Source organism: Pantoea sp. AN62, assembly GCF_050432985.1.
Classification (GTDB): Bacteria; Pseudomonadota; Gammaproteobacteria; order Enterobacterales; family Enterobacteriaceae; genus Pantoea; species Pantoea brenneri.
Window position 1 is genome coordinate 194,681 of the sequence record NZ_JBNPYB010000008.1, and the last position, 15,463, is coordinate 210,143.

The window sequence follows — 15,463 nt, forward strand, 5'->3', positions numbered from 1 at the left end:
ATTGGCAACTGTTCTAACCACTGATAATGGCATCACTAAAATCGCGGTGTGTTAATCAGCGGTGAGCAAGGCAGTCCGCTTGGAAAACCGAACTTATCCTACGCTAAGACTAACCTACGGCTTTATGACGAAATTTTTCTTAGATTAGACAGGAAGGCATGCTGTTTTATGATCTGATAATTCGTGCCCTTGTCTGCAATCACAAATCGTGCCTGAAACGATACCTCGATTCTTCCCCATAAGGCCTAAGATAAGCACCTGTTCAAATCATTTTTTCACTGCCTTCGCAATTCCCAATATTAATGAATGTTATTCATAGTCCCTATCCTCCCCTCGGTGATTATCAGCGAGCTTAAACCCGTTAATATGCCCTTATCTCTTCATGTCCAACGGATCACCATGCTTAATCAACAGACACGTACACAGTCAGCTACAGCTAACAATACAGGTCTATCATTTCTACTCATTCTCAGCGCCCTGATGGCTGTTACCTCTTTATCAACCGACATCTATCTTCCGGCTATGCCCGTCATGGCGAAAGATTTGCAGGGTGATGCTGAGCTGACGATCACAGGGTTCCTTATCGGCTTTTGCATTGCGCAACTGATTTGGGGACCGATTAGCGATCGTTACGGGCGTCGTCTGCCGCTGTTTATCGGTTTAGGCCTATTCATCATCGGCTCGGTGGGCTGCGCATTATCAACAGATATCGTGCAAATTATCTTCTGGCGTGTTTTTCAGGCGTTAGGTGCCTGTACCGGGCCGATGTTGGCACGAGCAATGATCCGTGACCTGTTTAGCCGCACTCGTGCAGCACAAATGCTTTCGACCCTGATGATAATCATGGCCATCGCGCCGATTGCCGGGCCCCTGATCGGCGGGCAGATGATTAAAGTCACCTCGTGGCATGCCATTTTCTGGCTGCTGGCGATTATCGGAACATTAATGCTGATGTCTTTATTCTGGTTACCGGAGACATTACCTGTTGAGAAACGCTCGCAAGCCTCCGTAACCAGAGCCTTTCACAATTACTATGCCTTGCTCACCAACGCCAGATACATGCGGTTTACCCTGTGCCTGACTTTTTATTACGTTGCAGCCTACGCCTTTATCACCGGTTCTCCGTTTGTATACATCACGTACTTCGGTGTTGACCCGCAGCATTACGGTTGGCTGTTTGCAGTAAACATTGTGGGATTAATGGCAGTGAGCATGGTCAACAGACGCCTGGTTCACCACTATCCACTGGAAGCGTTGCTCAGGAATGCCGTATTCATCGCCACTATTGCGGCAATAGTGCTGGCGGTCACGACCGGCTTGGGTGTCGGTGGAATTACCGTGATTATCGGCGCTGTGTTCGTGTTCTTCTCTATGAATGGCATCATCGCTGCGACATCCACGGCTTGCGCACTTGACGCCGTTCCTAATGTTGCAGGCTCGGCGTCGGCGCTAATGGGCGCGTTACAATACGGTAGTGGCATCATCTCTTCACTTCTTCTCGCTCTGTTCAGTGATGGCACACCATGGACGATGGGCTGGATAATTGCGGTGTTTACGGCAGCCAGCGCCTTGATGGCATTGACTGTTCAGGTAAAAAACAACTATCCCCTGCCCGAATGATTTTATGAATTTCATTCATAGTGGCTATTAACCAGACGTAATTATCTTTCATCCCGACTCCGTTAATCTGAACGATAAATTTTGGATAAGTCGATACCCGCCGGGGTATCGACAGATGCGGATTAAATATTCTTATCGAAGAAGACGTCTAACTTTTGCAAAGCCTTGTCAACGTATTTGGGCACCCAATACGTCTCGATATGGGTAGCACCATCGATCAGGAAGAGTTCTTTGTCCTTCGTACCGGTGGCTTTCGCGAACGCACCTTCAGTCATATAGAGCGTATCCGCTTTTGTACCGGCAATCATCAGCAGTGGTTTATTGATGAGATTGATATGGTCCGTTACGTCAAAGCTCATCAAGTCTAACAGGCTGCTTGTAGTGTATTTAAACGTAGAGTTCGGATGGGCGTGGGTTTTCCAGTAATACTCGTAGCCCTGGCGATACAAGGCAAAAGGTAATTTAGCAATCTGTTCATCAGTCAGGTTGGCATCGCCGGAGTAAAGCACCTCTCCTCCGGCGGCTTCCTGAGCACGTGCGTCAGAAGCCTGCTGAAGACGCTGCTGGATAGTATCCAACTGTGAATCCTGCATACCATTGCGGCGCACAAGACCTGAATTAAACATGCTGATGGTTGCGATCGATTTGAACCGTTTGTCCGTCTCGGCAGCAACAAGTGAATAACCGCCACCACCGCAAATGCCAAGCAGACCGAGGCGGGAAGTATCAACCCCCGGATACTGGCTGATGTAGTCAGCCATGCCGTGGATATCTTCGATGCGATTAGCGGGTTTATCCACGCTGCGCGGCATCCCACCGCTAGCGCCCTGATAAGCCGCGTCGGCGGTAATCGTGATGTAGCCCTGCTCGGCGAGACGCTGGGCATATAAACCCGCGACCTGCTCTTTTACGCCACCATTAGGATGTGCGACCACCACGGTAGGATATTTTTTGGCAGGATCATAGTTAGCAGGGGTATAGACATTCGCAGCAATCTGGATGCCATGCAGATCGTATTTAACTGGATGGATGTTGACCTTGCCTTTGACGTTCTCAGTGATGGCACCGTCATAGACGAGGGTGAACGGATTTTTTTTGTAATCAGCCGCATTGACTGAGGTCACTCCGGCCATTGCCGTTATCAGCATTGCACTTATAAGTGTGAATTTCATGGTATCTCCCGAAGAGTGGCGACCTGTCCAGGCAGGCTCGCGATATCAAATATGCAGACTCAGATTAGGGAGTGAGAGCTGTCAGCATAGTGACAGGCAAATAACAATTTTGTCAGGAAGCCGCCAAGTGGCAGGTAATCATTTCTGACAATGCTGTCAGGTAACCGTCAGCTTTATGTTGGCAATCAGAAGGCAGAATGTTCTCGCTTTAATGAGATTCATGTTCAATTTTCTGAGAAAAGGAGTAATCAATGAAAAGCCAGAATGACCCAACAATGCCAGAGCGACGCAAGCTATTAGTCGCCGGGGCGGGTATTGCCGCCGCCTCGCTGATTCCCCACGTATCGGCGGCGAGCCAATCCTCTCAGGTCGATTCCTCCAGACAAACCAGCCAACGCAATGCTGCTCCGGGCAAGCGTAAACTCGGGAAGCTGGAAGTTTCTGCCGTCGGTCTGGGCGTGCAGAACATGAGTCGTAAATACGACACTTCCGTTCCCTGGCGCCCCGAGATGATCAATGTTATCCACCGGGCATTTGATGAAGGGGTGACGTTTTTCGACGCAGCTGAAGCCTACGGCCCGTTTGAAGTCGAAAAAATTCTCGGGGAAGGCATCGCCCCGTTCAGGGACAAAATCGTTATCGCCACCAAGTTTGGCTGGAACATTGACCAACAGACGGGTAAGCGTCTGCCGGGCCTTAACAGCAGGCCTGAGCATATCAGGCAGGTCGTCGACAATATGCTCAAACGCCTGCGTACCGATCGTATCGACTTACTGTATCAGCACCGGGTTGATCCGCAGATCCCGATCGAAGATGTCGCCGGAGTGGTGAAAGATTTAATAGATCAAGGGAAAGTCCTGCACTGGGGTCTGTCTGAAATGGGCATCAACACACTGAGACGCGCCCATGCAGCATTACCCGTTACCGCCGTACAAAGTGAATACTCCATGCTCTGGCGCGACCCTGAAAAGCAGGTGCTTCCGGTATGTGAAGAGCTGGGAATTGGCTTTGTGCCATGGAGTCCACTCGGCGTGCAGTTTTTAACGGGCTGGATTGATGAGAAGACCCGGTTCGCTACCGGTGATTTCCGGGCAACAGAAACGCGCTTCTCGCCTGACAACCTTCCACACAACTTACAGCTGGTAGCACTACTGAAATCCTGGGCAATAAGAAAAAATGCCGCACCGGGCCAGATTGCACTGGCATGGCTACTGGCCCGTAAACCTTGGATAGTTCCCATCCCTGGCACCACCAATAAAGACCATATGCTGCAAAACACAGCGTCTACCGGCATATCGCTGACTGCCGCAGAAATGACCGAGCTCACCCGCTCACTGGATGCCATCACTATCCAGGGTCAACGTCTGCCGGATGCCGTGCAGGTTTATTCAGATGTTGAAGCTCCGTTGAAAAGTTAAGAGGAAGTCCCGTTATGCGCCTGTTGTTAGTCGAAGATGAAGAAAAAACGTCAACCTATCTCAGCCGTGCGCTGGGCGAGTCTGGATTTACGGTAGACGTCTCTGCAGATGGCGCTGAAGGTCTTCATTACGCGCTGGAGTTCGACTACGACGCGATAATCCTGGATGTGATGTTGCCAGGGATGGATGGCTACCGGGTTCTCGAGGGTGTGCGGGCAGCTAAACAGACGCCGGTGCTGATGCTCTCTGCACGAGGATCCGTCGACGAGCGCGTCAAAGGGCTTCGTCTTGGCGCGGATGATTATCTTCCAAAGCCCTTTTCGCTTATTGAGCTGGTGGCGCGCATTCAGGCACTGGTGCGTCGCCGCTCTACGGATGGCGCGGACATCACCCAACTGCAAATTCACGATCTGCACCTCGACTTACTGTCTCGCCGCGTTTTTCGCGCCGGAACGAGGCTGGAGCTGACCGCAAAAGAATTTTCCCTGTTGAGCCTTCTGGCCCGGCATCAGGGGGAGATCCTGTCAAAGATGATGATTGCAGAGCAGATATGGGACATGAATTTTGATAGCGATGCCAATGTGGTTGAAGTCGCCATTAAACGCCTGCGTGCCAAAGTTGATGCTCCGTTCGATATCAAACTGTTACATACCGTTCGTGGCATGGGATATGTCCTCGAAGTCCGGACCGAATAAATGAAGGGGATAAGCATGCCTAAGCGTTCCATCTCCGTTCATCTGGCGCTGATGTTTGCCTTATCCGCGCTGCTGATTGTCTCCGTTATCGGCATCCTGCTCAGAAGCTCTTTGCATGACTCTTTGCAAAAGCAGATGCACAACGAACTGTTGTTCCGGGAATCATTAATGAGTCCGTGGATCACCGCACGAACCTCGGCTGAGGGCTGGTCAACGCTGGCCAATAAATTCACCGTGTTAACCAATTCTGAAGGTGAGCGAGTTCGCTACTGGATAGTAAGCGATAACCCACGCTTCAGCATCGGGGGAACACCACCAGTGGGTGTTCAGTGGTCTTCATTACAGGAGGGCTTTAATAAAGTGCCAGGTGCATCAGAAGGTGCATGCTCGCTGTTCCTGTTAGTCAAAACCATCTCCGCGAACGGAGAAAGACCTGAGCTGCGCTATGTGGTTGCCATCGACTCCACGCCATACATGGGAACACTTGATGCGTTCACGCGTACATTGCTGATCATTACCGCACTGGGCGTCGCGATTGTCGCCTTACTGGGATACATCGTATCAAGGATCGGTCTTCGTCCGGTTAGGGCGCTCAGTAAACAGGCCCGGCAACTCGCTCCCGGGGACCATGGTCAGCGCCTGAATACCGAAGCATTACCTGACGAATTACAGCAGTTAGCATCATCTTTTAATGGCGTGCTGGAACGGCAAGAGGTCGCCTGGAGGCAGCTCGAGAGCTTCAATGCCGATGTTGCGCATGAACTCCGGACTCCGCTGACTAATCTGATCGGCCAGACGCAGCTGGGGCTCTCACGCCGACGTTCGCAAGATGAACTGGAAGAGTTATTGGGTTCCAATCTGGAAGAGCTTGAACGTATGACGTCGATAGTTAACGACATGCTGTTCCTGTCCCATGCCCATGCGGGTGAACATGCGTCCCAGCTTACGCAGGTTTCCCTGCGGGAAGAAACCCTGAAAACAGCGGAGTATGTGGAACCCTCTTTTGCGGAAAAACAGCTTTTTCTGGATGTGGAGGGGGATGTCACCGCGCATATCGACCGGCGGCTGTTCCACCGCTCACTGGCTAATTTACTGGAAAACAGCGCAAGACATTCACCCTCCAGCAGCAGGTTAACGGTGCGGTTAAGCGAAAAAGGTCATCAGGCCTGTGTTGAAGTTTCAAACCCTGGCGATCCGATATCGCCAGAGCACTTACACCGGCTTTTCGAGCGATTCTATCGCGTTGACACCTCCCGGGCCAGAAGTGATACCCATCATGGGCTGGGCCTGTCGATCGTGCGTGCTGTCGCCATTATGCACAGGGGGGATGTCTTTGCGCGTAGTGAAGGTGGCATCAATACATTTGGCCTCACCTTTGCAATACAAGCGGATAAAGCGGCGGGCAATGCTCAATCCGGCGCTGAGCCGGGACCCGGGTTAACTGACAGAATTGTCAGGGGGGCGTCAGCCTGACGTCATCACCCTCTCGATAAAATCATCGCAGGCAATCCCCTCTTCATTGATAAGGACGCTTTGCATGATCGGACATTTACGTTACCTCGGGCTGTTACTGCCCTTCTTCACCTTTTCATCCTGGGCAGCGGAGCAAAATCCCGCTGTCCATATTGCCCCAGCAGGAAGTCAGAACGCGGTGTATGGGCCAGCGGAGAATTTTACCGGTCGCGTCCGGGTTGATCCTCTCTTCAAACCTGATAACGACATCCGTGTTTCCGGGGCTTATGTCACCTTTGAACCCGGAGCCCGTTCTGCCTGGCATACGCATCCGGCAGGTCAGCGGCTTATTGTGACCTCGGGTGTTGGGCTCACACAACAAGAAGGCCAGCCGGTGCAGATTATCCGCGCGGGCGATGTTGTCTCTTGCCCTGCGGGCGTCAAACACTGGCACGGGGCGGCACCCGGCAGCGCGATGACGCATCTGGCGATAACCGGGATTGTAGATGGCAAAAGCGTTAACTGGATGGAGAAAGTGACAGATGAACAATACCACGCCCATTAAAGCATTAGCGGCAGCAGTGCTGCTGACCTTTGGTTCTGGTCTCGCGGCACATGCTGCGCCCGTCAATAAAGGAGCCTCAGAAATGAACCACGAACAAACCGTTTCAAATACGCTGTCAGCCAGCCAACAGGCCATCCCGTTGATTGCGGCATCGATGGCCAGCAGTCAGATGGATAAGCTGAATGCAGCCCTGAATCAGGGGCTTGATGCAGGACTCACGATAAACGAAACCAAAGAGATTCTCGTCCAGCTTTATGCCTACACGGGCTTCCCCCGTAGCCTGAATGCGCTTACCGAACTGATGAAGGTCGTCGAAGCACGTAAACAACGTGGCATCGAAGACGTTGAGGGCAAAGAACCGGTCGCCCCAATCCCTGTCGGGGATGAGCTTCGCCGTGTCGGTACCGCAAACCAGACAAAAATCTCAGGCGCTCCCGTTCAGGGCCCGCTGTTTGACTTTGCCCCGGTCATTAATCAGTTCCTGCAAACGCACCTGTTCGGCGACATTTTCGCCCGCGATAACCTCGACTGGCAAAGCCGCGAGCTGGCAACAGTTGGCGCATTAGCGGCCACACCAGGCGTTGAAGCCCAACTGTTATCGCATACGCGAGCAAGTATGCGGGTCGGCCTGACGGCAACGCATCTGCGCCAACTGTCACAAGTTCTGCGTGAACATGGCGAAAATGATGCGGCTACGCGAGCTGAAAAGGCGCTGCAGCAGGCGCTCGCAAACAATTAGGAGTTGGGTATGGAGCATGATCCTAACCGCAGAATGTTAATCACCGCACTTGCCGGGCTCACACTGGCGAACGTCTCCCTGGCTTCAGCAGCCACCGGAACCGCAAACGTGCAGGGTAAAAGCCGTGTTCTGGTGGCGTACTTTTCCCGCAGCGGAAATACACGAGTTATTGCGGGTGTCATTCACCGTAGTCTGAACACCGATCTGTTTGAAATTGAACCGGCCACACCTTATCCGGAAGACTATTTTCAGACCGTTGAACAGGTGAAAAATGAGCGTGAGCGAGGAGTCAAACCCGCATTAAAAAATAGCGTTGCAGATATCTCACGCTACGAGACAGTGTATTTAGGCTTTCCCATCTGGGGGACCAGCGTGCCGCCTGTAGTGCAAGCATTTCTCAGCAGCCACAACCTTGCGGGCAAATTACTCATCCCCTTCATTACTCACGGTGGCTACGGTAAAGGAGACAGCGACGACATCCTTGCCAGTCTTGCCCAAACTGCGCGTCGGGAAAAACCGCTTGTTATTGAATGCGACCAGGAGCGAAGAACAACTGAAACGGTCACCAGTTGGTTAGAGACAATACGCAGTTAATCGTCCGCATTAATGAATCTGCCAAATAAGGGCAATCAGGGGTGCTAAATAATTAACACTGACAACTCAGATATGATTGAACAGCAAACATAACAGAGGATGTAATCTTGAAGACAATCTTAAAAACGCTGGCCATCTGCGTAATGGCGGGTGGCCTGGTGGCTCAATCGGTATATGCCGAGCCTCTGGTTATTCAGGAACAGGGAAGCTTTTCTGCTGGTGGCACCATCATCACCGCACCAGGAACATTTGACGCGAAAAAGCCGCTGGAGTCTGCTGGCCAAACCTACCATGGCGATCATGCGTCTGTGTTCTACCAAATCCCGGAGAATCCGCATAAATACCCTATCGTCATGCTGCACGGCGCAGGTCAGTTCTCCCGTACCTGGGAAAGCACGCCGGATGGCCGTGAAGGGTTCCAGAACATATTCCTGCGTCGCGGGTTCTCAACCTATCTGGTCGATCAGCCACGCCGGGGCAGCGCCGGGCGCACTACCGTAGAAGGTACTGTTTCGCCAAAACCAGATGAGCAGATGTGGTTTAACCAGTTCCGCGTTGGCGTGTGGCCAGAGTATTTTAAAGGCGTTCAATTCTCTCACGACAAAGAAGCGCTGAATCAGTATTTCCGTCAGATGACCCCGAATACCGGGCCGTTTGATATCAATGTCATCTCTGATGCGATGTCCGCCGTCGTGGATAAATCCGGCCCGGCTATCCTCTTCACCCACTCTCAGGGTGGCGGACCAGGCTGGTACACGGCGATGAAAAACGACAAGGTTAAAGCCATTGTCGCCTTCGAGCCTGGCAGCAGCTTTGTCTTCCCCGAAAAAGAACTCCCTGCCCCTATGCCAAGCGCGTTCGACACGCTGAAGGGTGAGCCTGTGCCAATGGCGCAATTTATGGCACTGACCAAAATCCCGATTCTGATTATTTACGGCGATAACATACCGGATAAACCTGTCGCCATGCCCGCGCAGGACAGCTGGCGGGTACGTCTGGCGATGGCTCGCGAGTGGCGCGACGTGGTGAACAAGCATGGCGGGGATGTGACGGTAACGCATCTGCCAGAAGTGGGAATCAAAGGGAATACCCACTTCCCATTCTCTGATCTCAACAATATGCAGATTGCTGATTTGGTGAGTAAATTTCTGAAGGAAAAAAAATTGCAGTAGTGGAATAGACCCATCAGTCCAATCTACCGAGTTCTCGTGTCTGAGGACTCGGTAGAGTCATATTAGTTTTTAACCATAGCTATCTTAATGATAAAGCACATGACACATGAGCCAACAAACCTATTCAACAAGCCACATCAGAACTCTAAAAAATTACTGCTCCCCAAATCGGGTAATTTCAACACTATAGCCGTAAAATTTTGGCCAATATACCCTTAAGCTCAGTCTTTGCCTTAGCCACTACAAGATATACTTTTTGGTTTTCAGATAAAGCATTATGTTAATTTATAAGTTGCTTTGTTCTTTCGGTAAAGCCAGAGCTAACAATTAAAATACCACCCTTACCTGATTAATTCACTTTATATATAAATTCACGACCTGTAGCCAAACCGAGTAGTTTTGAATACCTTTTCACCTCAACAATATAATTCTGTTCTTGGGTTTTAATCTCAAAGTCATAACCATCATCTTTTCCTGCTTCAACTCTTTCTGAAAGCACTCCAAGTTCATTAAGTACTTCACCAACCATACTTTCAAACTCCTTCGAGCCTGGAGTTACATTTGGATAGACCAAATTATTGATTACATCACCCGATGTGATATCAGCCTCAATTTCTTTATCAATTTTTATTTTCCTGAAAATACTATATGTACCTATAGCTGCAATGAGTGCTCCTATAGCGGAAACAAACATTGATACTAGTGAATCTTCATTTATACTTTTCTTCTCAGCAACTTTTGGCTTTGAATATGTGGAGCGAATAGATTTTACTGTATCCATTAGTAACTCCCTTTTCTCTAATGGAATAAATTTGTTTCCCATAAAGCGATCTTGGATTTGTAATAAAAGTTCATCAGCCGAGTATGGGTAAGGAGTTCCTTGCTCTAACTCTTTGGCCTTAATGAATGAATTGATATCATCAATTGTTAGTTTTTATTATAAAATAATAACTCTTGAACATCATCCACTAAGCTTTCATGAGTGATGTTTACCTTTGCTGCAGTTATATCTTTTACATAACCGGGAACATATATAAGCGAAAAATAGAATGTCCCTATCACCCCAATAAAGCTAAATATATTCCAACCATTTTTCATAACCCAGTTAAGTATTGACTTCAATTAACTCTCCTTACTTGAATTGGTGTCATTTCAGGTTTTCCACCAAGGGGTGGTCATGCAATAGTGCAATTCTCTGGATTACATGTTATGTCTTTTTCCTCATTCAAACAACAAGCTACAAATACTTAGCTCTACTTACTAACGCAACATGATGTTGCTGATCATCTTTTGAGATCTACTTATAACATCAGCTAAAAGCTTAATAAACTATAGGGCATGCTAACTTTGTTCTCACAACTGTGCATGCTTTTTGGTAGCAAGATAATGACGCAATTAATGAGCACACCTAATAAACCCTAGCTAATTACCCCATCTAATCGAATAAATCACTTTGCGTTATGCTTTTCCTACACAACAGCTAAAGGATAACGTCATGCAAACTGTAAAACTGAACAACGGTGTTGAAATGCCCCTGCTGGGCTTTGGTGTGTTTCAGATGTCTGATGCCGCTGAATGCGAAAGAGCCGTTATTGATGCCATCGATACGGGATACCGTCTGATCGATACCGCCGCGTCTTACCAGAATGAAACCCAGGTCGGGAACGCACTGAAACAGACCGGTATCGCACGTAACGAACTCTTTGTAACGACCAAGCTATGGCTGCAGGATACTAACTACGAAGGCGCTAAAGCACAGTTCGAACGCTCCCTGAACCGGCTGCAACTCGATTACGTCGACCTGTACCTGATTCACCAGCCTTACGGTGATGTCCATGGGGCATGGCGAGCTATGGAAGAACTGCAACAGGCAGGCAAAATTCGCGCCATTGGCGTCAGCAACTTCCATCCTGACCGATTGGCCGACCTTATCGCCTTCAACAAAGTGGCTCCTGCGGTAAACCAGATTGAAGTTAACCCCTTCAACCAGCAGCTGCATGCCGTTCCATGGAATCAAAGCCGTGGCATTCAGCCGGAAGCCTGGGCACCGTTTGCAGAGGGTAAAAATGGTCTGTTCCAGCATCCCGTTCTAACAGCAATTGGCCAGAAGTACGGTAAAAGCGTGGGCCAGGTTGTGCTGCGTTGGATCTTCCAGCGAGGCATCGTTTCACTGGCGAAATCAGTGCGCAAAGAACGCATGGCTGAGAACATCAATATTCTCGATTTTGAACTCAGCGCTGAGGATATGCTGCAAATTGCCGCCCTCGATACCGCTACCAGCGCCTTCTTCTCCCACCGTGACCCGGCGATGGTGGAATGGCTGACTGGCCGCAAACTTGATGTTTAAGTCGCGATAAAAGAGGTATTCATTCAATGCAAAAACGTTATCTGGGTAAATCCCGACTCGAAGTCTCCGCACTTGGGCTCGGTTGCATGGGCTTAAGCCACGGCTACGGCCCGGCGACCGATACCCGACAGGCTATCGAGCTCATCCGCGCTGCGGTTGAACGTGGCGTCACCTTCTTCGATACCGCCGAAGTGTATGGCCCCTTTCTTAATGAAGAGGTGGTCGGTGAAGCCTTAAAACCATTTCGTGACCGCGTGGTCATCGCCACTAAGTTTGGTTTTACTTTTGGCGACGACAACAAGCAGCAGATTTTAAACAGCCGTCCGGAGCATATCCGTGAAGCGGTGGAAGGATCATTACGCCGTCTTAAGACTGATGTCATTGATCTGCTGTATCAACATCGTGTCGACCCGGATGTCCCCATTGAAGATGTAGCGGGTACAGTGAAAGAGCTGATCGCGGAAGGCAAAGTCAAACATTTCGGTCTGTCCGAAGCGGGTGCGCAAACCATTCGTCGGGCACATGCTGTACAACCAGTCACTGCACTGCAAAGCGAATATTCCATGTGGTGGCGCGAGCCTGAGCAGGAGATCTTGCCGTTGCTGGAGGAACTGGATATTGGTTTTGTACCCTTCAGCCCATTAGGCAAGGGCTTCCTGACGGGATCGATTAAGCCAGGAACGACTTTTGGCAAGGATGATTACCGCAGCACCGTGCCGCGTTTCGCCGAACAGGCGATTGAAGCCAATGAAAAGCTTGTCTCATTGCTGGGTGAACTGGCGGCAGAGAAAGGCGTGACGTCTGCTCAAATCGCGCTGGCATGGCTGCTGGCACAAAAACCGTGGATTGTTCCTATCCCCGGCACCACTAAGCTGCACCGGCTGGAGGAAAACCTGGGGGCTGTTGACATCATTCTTTCGCAGGATGATTTGCATCAAATAACCCAGGCGCTTGAAACGATTAAAATCGTCGGCGAACGTTACTCTCCTGAGCATCAGGCTCGAGTAGGCCGTTAATACCCGGGCGGGTCCGCAGCGAATTGCGGACCCGTTATTCCGAGTAGCGAAGTGCATCGATCATCAGCGCAAAAGCGGGCGGATGCTGCTTACGGCTCGGGTAGTAAAGATAATATCCGGGGAAAGACGGACACCAGTCCTGCAGAACCTGAATAAGCTCTCCTGACTTTATATAATCCAGCACCCTGTCCTCAGGTATACAGGCGATGCCAAAGCCAGATAAAGCCGCATCAATCCTTTCCGCCTGCAGATTAAACGTTACCTGCCCCTCAACCCTGACCCGTAACGGTTTCCCTTCCTTCTCAAACTCCCAGTGGTACAGTCCCCCGGCAGTCGGCAGGCGCATATTGATACACCGATGATTTTGTAGCTCGTGCGGCGTTTCAGGTACAGGATTTGCAGCGAAATAAGATGGTGCTCCCACTACGGCCATTCTCATGTCCGGTCCAATTCTTACCGCAATCATGTCCTTATCCACGCTTTCGCCCAGGCGGATCCCGGCATCAAAACGCCTCTCAACAATATCGACAAAGCCGTTATCAACCACCAGTTCGAGATTAATTTCCGGATATTCCCTGAGGAAGGGTTTTAACTTCGGCCATACCAGACTTCGCGCGGCATGCTCCCCGGCAGATAAACGGATATTGCCGGAGGCAGTGCCGTTCAGTTGAACAAGCGATTCCAGTTCCTGTTCAAGATCGGCAATACGAGGTTCAAGGCAGGCAATAATTCTCTCACCGGCCTCTGTAGGGGCCACGCTTCGGGTCGTGCGGGTCAGAAGGCGGATATTTAGCCTTTCCTCCAGGGCCTTCATCGCGTGGCTGAGTGCAGACTGAGAAACCCCCAGTTTACCCGCTGCTTTGGTAAAACTTCGCTCCCTCGCTACCACAAGAAAGATTTGCAGTTCGTTGAAATTTTCTTTGAGCATCGGCGATTTCCTTATGGAGGCATTCCCTTCATCGCACACTCATGAAGGGTGTTCATAGACACAATCATTTTAGCCCTATTACTGACAATAATGATAATTGATATTCTGACTGTATCGAAAATAAGTCCGAATTATCAGAAGGTTTATCATGAAAATACTCGTTGCAGGCGCGACTGGAAGTATTGGTCTTCATGTCGTGAATACTGCTATTGAAATGGGCCATCATCCCGTAGCGTTGGTCAGAAATAGGAGAAAAGTAAAATTACTTCCTCGTGGAACGGATGTTTTTTACGGCGATGTTTCACTGCCTGAAACACTCACCGAATTGCCGAAAGATATTGATGCCATCATCTTCACTCTCGGTTCCGATGGTCAGGGTCGTATTGGTGCCAGAGCGATAGATTACGGCGGAGTGCGTAATATTTTACGAATATTCAGGGATACGCCTGCTCGTATCGGCCTAATGACCACGATTGGCGTGACTGAACGGCTCAGCACCTGGAATCAACGCACTGAGGTTCATGACTGGAAAAGACGTGCCGAGCGTCTGGTAAGGGCGAGTGGTCATCCCTATACCATCGTCAGGCCCGGCTGGTTTGATTACAACAATGATGACGAGCACAGAATCGTTATGCTTCAGGGAGATCGTCGCCATGCAGGAACACCGGAAGATGGTGTGGTATCCCGGGAGCAAATAGCCCAGGTTCTGGTCAGTGCCCTGACCAGCGACGAGGCAAAAAATAAAACGTTCGAGCTGGTGGCTGAACAAGGAGAAGCACAACAGGATCTTACTTTGCTGTTTGCAGACCTGCAAACTGATAATCCTGAAAAAAATGATGGGGTTTTAGATTTGAACAACATGCCTTTCAGTGAAGAACCTGAGTGCATTATTAACGAGCTGAACCTGTTTTCAAAACACGTAAAATCAATCTAACACCTTTGACAACTTGGCCCAATAGGGCCGGTCTTATGACAGTTTGGATCCGGCCTTTATTCGAAGTATGGTTTGCCGGGTAGTACTAAATTCTCGGGCAATAGAGCTGATGCTTAAGCCTAAATTAATACGCTCAATAACAACCTGTTTTGTTCTTCGTTCAGTGAACCAGATTAATGAGCACAACTGAAATTAGACATGTCCGCTTATGGCACTCAGCCGACAGTTAAACCTCTTTGCACACAGTTTCACATAGGATAAACACCTTCGACGTTATCTCTAATTACGCTTCATTTTCAGAGAGTAAAATAGTCATGTTCACTCATGCTGCGGAACGCTCATACCAGATTTATGGAACCCGCAACTATTGGTGGTCATTCTGGTGGTCTTGACAGAAAGGGATTTCAGGTTTAGCTTATTTATTAGCCATTTACTGGCAAAGGCGATCCCAGTCAGAGGAGCCATATTTAAGAAGCCCGCTCAGGGAAACCTGAGCGGGCTTTTTGCTTTGTGTTATTAGTGAATCAGTAACAAACTCAGTGGCTATCCATCAAATAACGATGCGCTTTGGACGCTGCACTAGCGGCCTTGAAAATATAGCGCTTGTCATTCTTCAGTGGTTTCAGCCAGGAAGCAATATCGCTTTAATGCTGCCCCTCTCCAGCGATCCCCAGATCCGCCATCAGGTACGCGCTTCCCGGCTTGGCGATCAATTCGGCTTTGTTGAATAAATCGAACTTTTGCTGAGTTGAAGGATCAGATCACGCATCCTCCCGACAACACAGACCATTCCGTGGCAAAGCAAAAGTTC

General features: G+C 49.8%; 15 protein-coding genes and 2 pseudogenes. 11 read left to right on the plus strand and 6 right to left on the minus strand.

Annotation, left to right across the window (positions count from 1 at the left end; all coding sequences use genetic code 11):
• The first annotated feature begins 399 nt into the window (after nucleotides 1–399).
• Complete coding sequence (locus FHW04_RS11715; RefSeq protein ID WP_089562324.1) at nucleotides 400–1,620, plus strand: multidrug effflux MFS transporter; 1,221 nt, start codon at nucleotides 400–402, stop codon at nucleotides 1,618–1,620.
• 122 nt (nucleotides 1,621–1,742) lie between these two features.
• Here FHW04_RS11715 and FHW04_RS11720 read toward each other — a convergent pair whose 3' ends face one another.
• A complete protein-coding gene (locus FHW04_RS11720) occupies nucleotides 1,743–2,768 on the minus strand; it encodes an alpha/beta hydrolase (RefSeq protein ID WP_371601216.1) in 1,026 nt (341 codons plus the stop codon).
• Nucleotides 2,769–3,043: 275 nt separating this feature from the next.
• Here FHW04_RS11720 and FHW04_RS11725 point away from each other — a divergent pair, with 275 nt between their 5' ends.
• The 7 genes from FHW04_RS11725 to FHW04_RS11755 all read left to right on the plus strand — a co-directional run bounded on the left by FHW04_RS11725 (nucleotide 3,044) and on the right by FHW04_RS11755 (nucleotide 9,427).
• Nucleotides 3,044–4,210, plus strand: a complete 1,167-nt coding sequence (locus FHW04_RS11725) for an aldo/keto reductase (protein WP_179420084.1) — start codon at nucleotides 3,044–3,046, stop codon at nucleotides 4,208–4,210.
• A 14-nt stretch (nucleotides 4,211–4,224) separates the two neighbouring features.
• Nucleotides 4,225–4,905 carry a heavy metal response regulator transcription factor gene (locus FHW04_RS11730; protein WP_089562322.1) on the plus strand — a complete coding sequence of 227 codons (681 nt, stop codon included), beginning with the start codon at nucleotides 4,225–4,227 and terminating at the stop codon, nucleotides 4,903–4,905.
• 15 nt (nucleotides 4,906–4,920) lie between these two features.
• Nucleotides 4,921–6,378 carry a heavy metal sensor histidine kinase gene (locus tag FHW04_RS11735; protein ID WP_089562331.1) on the plus strand — a complete coding sequence of 486 codons (1,458 nt, stop codon included), beginning with the start codon at nucleotides 4,921–4,923 and terminating at the stop codon, nucleotides 6,376–6,378.
• A gap of 64 nt (nucleotides 6,379–6,442) precedes the next feature.
• Entirely contained in the window at nucleotides 6,443–6,922 is a 480-nt protein-coding gene (locus FHW04_RS11740; protein WP_089562321.1) for a (R)-mandelonitrile lyase, read from the plus strand.
• Complete coding sequence (locus tag FHW04_RS11745) at nucleotides 6,900–7,661, plus strand: carboxymuconolactone decarboxylase family protein (RefSeq protein WP_089562320.1); 762 nt, start codon at nucleotides 6,900–6,902, stop codon at nucleotides 7,659–7,661. Before FHW04_RS11740 ends, FHW04_RS11745 begins: the two co-directional genes overlap by 23 nt.
• 9 nt (nucleotides 7,662–7,670) lie before the next feature.
• Nucleotides 7,671–8,255 carry a flavodoxin gene (locus FHW04_RS11750; protein ID WP_089562319.1) on the plus strand — a complete coding sequence of 195 codons (585 nt, stop codon included), beginning with the start codon at nucleotides 7,671–7,673 and terminating at the stop codon, nucleotides 8,253–8,255.
• Between the two features lie 107 nt (nucleotides 8,256–8,362).
• Nucleotides 8,363–9,427: an alpha/beta hydrolase gene (locus tag FHW04_RS11755; protein ID WP_089562318.1), complete on the plus strand. Its 1,065-nt coding sequence runs from the start codon at nucleotides 8,363–8,365 to the stop codon at nucleotides 9,425–9,427.
• Between the two features lie 349 nt (nucleotides 9,428–9,776).
• Here the strand turns inward: FHW04_RS11755 and FHW04_RS11760 are convergent, their stop codons facing one another.
• Nucleotides 9,777–10,208: a restriction endonuclease gene (locus tag FHW04_RS11760; protein WP_158087038.1), complete on the minus strand. Its 432-nt coding sequence runs from the start codon at nucleotides 10,206–10,208 to the stop codon at nucleotides 9,777–9,779.
• Nucleotides 10,209–10,354: 146 nt separating this feature from the next.
• Entirely contained in the window at nucleotides 10,355–10,549 is a 195-nt protein-coding gene (locus FHW04_RS11765) for a hypothetical protein (protein WP_128088255.1), read from the minus strand.
• 373 nt (nucleotides 10,550–10,922) lie between these two features.
• Between FHW04_RS11765 and FHW04_RS11770 the strand changes: the two genes are divergently transcribed.
• Nucleotides 10,923–11,774, plus strand: a complete 852-nt coding sequence (locus tag FHW04_RS11770) for an aldo/keto reductase (RefSeq protein ID WP_089562316.1) — start codon at nucleotides 10,923–10,925, stop codon at nucleotides 11,772–11,774.
• Between the two features lie 26 nt (nucleotides 11,775–11,800).
• Nucleotides 11,801–12,790: an aldo/keto reductase gene (locus tag FHW04_RS11775; RefSeq protein ID WP_089562315.1), complete on the plus strand. Its 990-nt coding sequence runs from the start codon at nucleotides 11,801–11,803 to the stop codon at nucleotides 12,788–12,790.
• 34 nt (nucleotides 12,791–12,824) lie between these two features.
• Here the strand turns inward: FHW04_RS11775 and FHW04_RS11780 are convergent, their stop codons facing one another.
• Nucleotides 12,825–13,718 (minus strand): LysR family transcriptional regulator, encoded by an 894-nt coding sequence (locus FHW04_RS11780; RefSeq protein WP_089562314.1) that lies wholly within the window; start codon nucleotides 13,716–13,718, stop codon nucleotides 12,825–12,827.
• 148 nt (nucleotides 13,719–13,866) lie between these two features.
• On the opposite strand from FHW04_RS11780, the gene FHW04_RS11785 reads away from it, so the two are divergent.
• Nucleotides 13,867–14,652, plus strand: a complete 786-nt coding sequence (locus FHW04_RS11785; protein ID WP_064367683.1) for an SDR family oxidoreductase — start codon at nucleotides 13,867–13,869, stop codon at nucleotides 14,650–14,652.
• Between the two features lie 33 nt (nucleotides 14,653–14,685).
• Here the strand turns inward: FHW04_RS11785 and FHW04_RS11790 are convergent.
• A pseudogene (locus FHW04_RS11790) lies at nucleotides 14,686–14,802 on the minus strand (helix-turn-helix domain-containing protein); the annotation flags it as partial.
• Nucleotides 14,803–15,188: 386 nt separating this feature from the next.
• Nucleotides 15,189–15,368 (minus strand): annotated as a pseudogene (locus FHW04_RS11795) (zincin-like metallopeptidase domain-containing protein); the annotation flags it as partial.
• Nucleotides 15,369–15,463 lie beyond the last annotated feature (95 nt).